At 67.7% G+C, this 5,472-nt stretch carries 5 protein-coding genes, 1 pseudogene and 1 riboswitch; of the genes and pseudogenes, 2 read left to right on the forward strand and 4 right to left on the reverse strand.

Annotation, left to right across the window (positions count from 1 at the left end; all coding sequences use genetic code 11):
• The first annotated feature begins 147 nt into the window (after window positions 1-147).
• On the forward strand, window positions 148-627 hold the full coding sequence (locus WAW85_RS06555) for an inorganic diphosphatase (RefSeq protein WP_422558831.1): 480 nt from the start codon (window positions 148-150) through the stop codon (window positions 625-627).
• Between the two features lie 146 nt (window positions 628-773).
• Here the strand turns inward: WAW85_RS06555 and WAW85_RS06560 are convergent, their stop codons facing one another.
• Window positions 774-2,033, reverse strand: coding sequence for an aminotransferase class V-fold PLP-dependent enzyme (locus tag WAW85_RS06560; RefSeq protein ID WP_422558827.1), 1,260 nt, complete (start codon window positions 2,031-2,033; stop codon window positions 774-776).
• Window positions 2,034-2,052: 19 nt separating this feature from the next.
• Window positions 2,053-2,167, reverse strand: a riboswitch (SAM riboswitch).
• 181 nt (window positions 2,168-2,348) lie between these two features.
• Between WAW85_RS06560 and WAW85_RS06565 the strand changes: the two genes are divergently transcribed.
• Window positions 2,349-3,419, forward strand: a complete 1,071-nt coding sequence (locus WAW85_RS06565; RefSeq protein ID WP_422558828.1) for an isochorismate synthase — start codon at window positions 2,349-2,351, stop codon at window positions 3,417-3,419.
• A 102-nt stretch (window positions 3,420-3,521) separates the two neighbouring features.
• Here WAW85_RS06565 and WAW85_RS06570 read toward each other — a convergent pair whose 3' ends face one another.
• From WAW85_RS06570 to WAW85_RS06580, 3 genes and pseudogenes are all read right to left on the reverse strand, one after another.
• On the reverse strand, window positions 3,522-4,796 hold the full coding sequence (locus WAW85_RS06570; protein ID WP_422558829.1) for an O-succinylhomoserine sulfhydrylase: 1,275 nt from the start codon (window positions 4,794-4,796) through the stop codon (window positions 3,522-3,524).
• Between the two features lie 13 nt (window positions 4,797-4,809).
• Entirely contained in the window at window positions 4,810-5,223 is a 414-nt protein-coding gene (locus WAW85_RS06575; protein WP_422558830.1) for a rhodanese-like domain-containing protein, read from the reverse strand.
• Window positions 5,220-5,472 (reverse strand): annotated as a pseudogene (locus tag WAW85_RS06580) (hypothetical protein); the annotation flags it as partial. The pseudogene WAW85_RS06580 and the gene WAW85_RS06575, both read right to left, overlap by 4 nt.

Below are 5,472 nucleotides of genomic sequence, written 5' to 3' on the forward strand. Positions count from 1 at the left end.
GACCAGCAGCAGACTCAGCACCGCGACAAGGACGGCCCGGCCGCGGCGACGGTCCGGCCGCGTCGTCGTGGAGTCCATGGCCCCTACAGTATCGTTAACGCTGACAGCACCGCGTCAGCAAGACCACTACACCGAGGAGGCGAGCATATGGAGCTCGAGGTCACCGTCGAGATTCCCAAGGGCTCTCGGAACAAGTACGAGATCGACCACGAGAGCGGCAAGATCTACCTGGACCGTTACCTCTACACCTCCATGGTGTACCCGGCCGACTACGGCTACATCGACCACACCCTCGGCGAGGACGGCGATCCGCTGGACGCACTGGTACTCCTGCCCGAGTCGGTGGTACCCGGCTGTATCGTCCGCGCACGCGTGGTGGGCATGTACACCATGACTGACGAGGCCGGCGGCGACGACAAGCTGCTCACTGTGCCCGCTGGTGACCCGCGGTGGGATCACATCCAAGACATCGGCGACGTGAACGAGTTCGAGCTGGCCGCCATCTCGCACTTCTTCGAGCGCTACAAAGACAAGGAGCCCGGCAAGTCGGTCACCCCCGGCGGCTGGGTCGGCAAGGACGAGGCCGCCAAGGTCGCCGAGGCCGCCGTCGTCCGCTACGGTTCCTAAGCCCTACCCCACGACGACGAAGCCCGGTTCCCGCTCGCGGAACCGGGCTTTCTCGTCTCCGTGTCGCGACCCTCCCCGAAAGTCGCGCCCCTCCCAGCGGCAGCGACACGCAAAGAGAGTCGCGACATCGGTGAGAGAGGGGGCGGTCAGGCGGTCGCCAGGAACTCGGCGAGGGCGGCCAGCAGCCGATCGACGTCATCGGAGCTGGTGCCCAGACCGAAGCTGGCGCGGACCGCGCCGTCGCCGTAACCCAGCCGCACCAGCAGCGGGTGCGCACAGAACTTGCCGTCGCGGACGCCGATGCCATGGTGTTGAGAAAGAAACTCGGCGACCTCGCGCGCCGGACGCCCCTCGACCGAAAAGCCCGCGATACCGACGCGGTCGTCCACATCGTCGAAAATTCGGAGCGGCGTAACACCGTCAAGCCTGGCCAACCCGGCATCCAGCCGGACCCGAAGATCCCGTTCGTGGTAGCCGAGGAGTTCAAAGCCGAGGTGTTTGATTGCGTCGGCGGCGGCCGCAATGGCGACCGCGCCGAGGACGTTGGGGCTGCCGGCCTCGTGCAGGGCTGCGCCGGTGTGCCAGTCGGTGCCGTGCTCCAGATCGACGTGCGCCGTGGCGCCGCCCCCCACGAGATACGGCGGCGCAGCGTCGAGCCAGTCACCTCGCCCGATCAGGACACCGGCGCCGAACGGCGCGTACACCTTGTGACCGGAAAAGACCAGGTAGTCGATGCCGTAGCCGACGAGCGAGACGGGTCGGTGTGCGACGAGCTGGGCGCCGTCGACCAGAATGCGTGCGCCATGCCGGTGCGCCAGTGCCGTCAGTGTGCGGATCGGCAGCACCTCGCCGGTCACGTTCGACGCGGCGGTGATCGCCAGTAGTGCGGCAGGCTTGGCCGAAAGCTCTGCTTCCAGGGCCGCCACCGTCGCGGCGAAAGTCGGCTGCGCGACGACGACCCGAGCCCGGCCGGTGCGCTGCCACGGCAGCAGATTCGCATGGTGCTCAATGTCGAGGACCACCACGTCGCCGGGGACCGCATGCGCCGCGAGGTTGATGGCGTCGGTGGTGTTGCGGGTGAAAACGACCGTGTCGTCGGCGCGACCGCCGACAAAGCGCCGCACCGTCTCGCGGGCCTGCTCGTAGCGCGCGGTGGTGACCTGCGAGAGGTGACCCGCGCCGCGATGCACGCTGGCGTACTGGCCGAGGGCCTCGGTGACGGCCGCGGCCACCTCGGCCAGCGCGGGGGCACTGGCCGCGTAGTCGAAGTTCGCGTAGCGGACCTGCTCACCGGAGACCGTGGGCACCAGCTCGTCGGCACCCACCACGTCGGCGAGAGCGGTGATCGACCCGGTGGCGTCCAGGTCGGCGGCATAGACGTCGGTGTTGTCCAGCACAGCAGTCATGGGTCGTACTCCTCAAGCGAATCCGCGCTTGCCGCGGCCGGTCGACCGGCGGCCAGGTCGTCACCCGGAGCACCCCGCCGCGAATGGAGGGTTGCCGACCAGCTAGCCGGGGCTTGTCGCTGGTGCTCGTGACCTGCCGACCACTCTGCCGGTTCTCGCACCGGAGAGCCAGGATTAAACGCACGCCGGATTTAATCCCACCCCTCCGTGTCGCGACCCTCCCCGACAGTCGCGGTGGATTCAGCGGGCGCGACACGCACAGAGGGGCGCGACACGCCCGACCGAGCGGCTCAAGGCGGCCGGTAATCTGACCCGGTGACCGAGTCGACGAGCTTCCTGCTGTCCGCGCCGTCGGGGACGGTACGCGGGACCGGGGTGGCGGCGCGCTACGACTCGGTGGGCGTGGCCCGAGCGGCCCTGGCCGACGGCGCTCCCGCAGTGGTGGGCCTCCTGGCCTTTGACACCGGCGGACCATCCGCGCTGCTCACCCCGCGCGCGCTGACCGTCAAAGGCGTACCGCTCACTGGGCGGGCCATCGCCCCTTCGACGAGCTCAGAGAAGGGAAGGACGACCCCGCCCGAGGTGCACCGCGCGCGCGTCGTCGCTGCGCTCAATGCGATTGCAGCAGGGCGGGTGGAGAAGGTTGTGCTCGCCCGGAGCATGGAGCTGACGTACGACGACCCGCTCGACCCGGAGTCGCTGGCGGCGAGCTTCGCCGCCGGAGCGGGCGCCGCGACAGTATTCGCCGCCCGTGGGCCGGGCGAGCGCTGGCTGATCGGGGCGAGCCCGGAACTGCTGGTCCGCAAGCAAGGCTCCATCGTCACCTGTCACCCGTACGCAGGCTCGGCGGCGCGCTCAGCCGACCCTGCCCGGGACGCCGCCGCAGCCGCCGCCCTGCAAAGCTCAGACAAGGACCTGCGCGAACATGCCTTTGTCGTCAACGATCTGCGCGAACGTCTCGCACCGCTGTGCCGTGAGCTCAGTGCGCCCGCTGCACCTATCTTGCGATCAACCGGCGAGATGTGGCACCTGGCCACACCCATCCGCGGCACCCTGCACGACAACTCCGTCACAGCTCTGGACCTGGCCGCCCGGCTCAGCCCCACCCCCGCGGTGTGCGGCACCCCACGCGCCGCGGCCGCCGAACTAATCGCCGAGCTGGAAGGCCCACGCGAGTTCTACGGCGGTGCCGTCGGCTGGTGCGATGCACGCGGCGACGGGCAATGGCTGGTCTCGATCCGCTGCCTGGAACTGGGCGAGGACCACCGGTCGATGACCACGTGGGCCGGCGGCGGAATCGTCGCCGGTTCCGATCCGGACGCCGAGGTGGACGAGACGGATGCGAAGTTTCGGACAGTGCGGCGAGCGCTCGGTCTGTCCGACTAACGTCGCGGGGTGTGGTTTCGACACGGGCTACTTCGTAGCCCGACTCAACCATCGGAACATCGATACCCCCGATCAGCCTTCCCTCGTCGAACCAAGCCCCCGTCAGCCCAAGGCTTGGTCCAGATCCCGGATCAGGTCGTCAGTGTTCTCCAAGCCCACCGAGAGGCGGACCATTGCGTCGGTCAGGCCGATCGCCGCTCGACCTTCCGGCCCCATCGCGCGGTGCGTCGTAGTGGCCGGATGCGTGATCAGGCTCTTGGCGTCGCCGAGGTTGTTGGAGATGTCGACGATCTGCAGTCCGTTGAGCACCTCGAAGGCGCGGGCTTTGCCGGACCCTTCGACGGAGCTCAGGGATCGGGCGGAGCTCAGGGATCGGGCGGAGCTCAGGGATCGGGCCGATTCGCTCAGGGAGCGGTCGGTGTCGGCGAGCTCGAAGGTGATCACCGTGCCGCCGCCGGACATTTGCTGACGCGCCAAATCGTATTGTGGGTGCGAGGGCAGGAACGGATAGATCGCGCGGGCCACTCGCGGATCGGCGTCCAGGAACTCGGCGATCTTCAGCGCGCTGGCCACCGACGCGTCCAGCCGGAGCTTCATGGTCTCCAGGCCTTTGAGCATCACCCATGCGTTGAACGGGCTCAGCGCCGGACCTAAGTGGCGCATCAACTCACGGACCGGCCCGGAAATGTACTCCTGGGTGCCCATGATCGCGCCGCCCATCACCCGGCCCTGGCCGTCGATATGCTTGGTGCCGGAGTAGACGATCACGTCGGCGCCCAAATCCACGCCGCGCTGCAATAGCGGGGTGGCGAAGACATTGTCGAGCACCACCTGCGCGCCGGCAGCGTGCGCCAGTTCGGCGACGGCCGCGACGTCGACGAGGGTTTGCATCGGGTTCGACGGCGTCTCGAAGAAGACGGCCGTAGTAGGTACGGACAGCGCCTTCTGCCACTGCTCGAGGTTCTCGCCGTCGACAAAGACGACGTCCACACCCCACGAGGGCAGGATCTCGTTGCAAATCACGAAGCACGACCCGAACAGGCTGCGCGCGGCCACCAGCCGATCGCCGTTCTTCAGCAGTGCGCCGAGCGCAACGAACACCGCCGCCATGCCGCTGGCCGTGGCGAAGGCCGCTTGGGTGCCTTCGATCTGTCGGAGCCGCTCGGTGAACATCTCGACGGTCGGGTTCCCATACCGCGTGTAGACGAACCGCTTGTCTTCACCGGTGAAGGCGCGTTCGGCGGCCTCGGCCGAATCGAAGACGTACCCACTGTTGAGGTAGAGCGCCTCGGAGGTCTCAAAGAACCCCGACCGCATCAGTCCACCGCGCACCGCGATGGTCTCCGGCGATACCCAGTCGGGCAGGTCCTGGCTCATCGCCGTACTCCTTCTACTGTTGCCTCCACGGCAATCCTTCGGCGCGCCAGCCTGCCGATCCTCGATGACCGTCGGCGTCGAGCGCACCTTCGAAGCCGTCAAGAATGTTGTACGCCTCGGCAAATCCCGCCGCGGTGGCGGCCTCCGCGGAACCGATGGACCGCGCGCCGGAGCGGCAGAGGAAGTAGACCGGGTCGTGGTCGGCGATCCCCGCGCTCCGGAGTTGCTCGACGAACCGCGTGTTCTGCGCACCGCCGGGGAATCCAACCCATTCGGCGAACACCGGATTCTTGCCGAGCGCCGAAACATCGGGCACGCCGACAAACGCCCACTCGGCCTCCGTCCGGCAGTCGACGAGCACCGCATCCGGATCCGCCTCCAACGCTGCCCACGCCTGCGCGGGCGTCACATCACCGGTATAGCTCACTGCGTGCACACCTTCCACTTGTCGCCGTCGCGGACCAGAAACTCCTCGGTGGTCTGCTTCTCATTCTCGGTCCGCTCGCGGTGCCAGTGCACGGTCACGTTAGCGGTGTCGTCGTTGATGTTGACGTCCATGGTCGGGACCACGATCTGTCCCTGCGTGTTGAGCGCCGCCTGATTTTCCTCGATGAATTGGTTCACTTTCGGAAAATCTGCCGCATCGGCGACTTTGGCGCAGTGCGCACTGCGGTAC

The organism is Gordonia sp. (in: high G+C Gram-positive bacteria), assembly GCF_049299075.1.
Lineage (GTDB): Bacteria > Actinomycetota > Actinomycetes > Mycobacteriales > Mycobacteriaceae > Gordonia.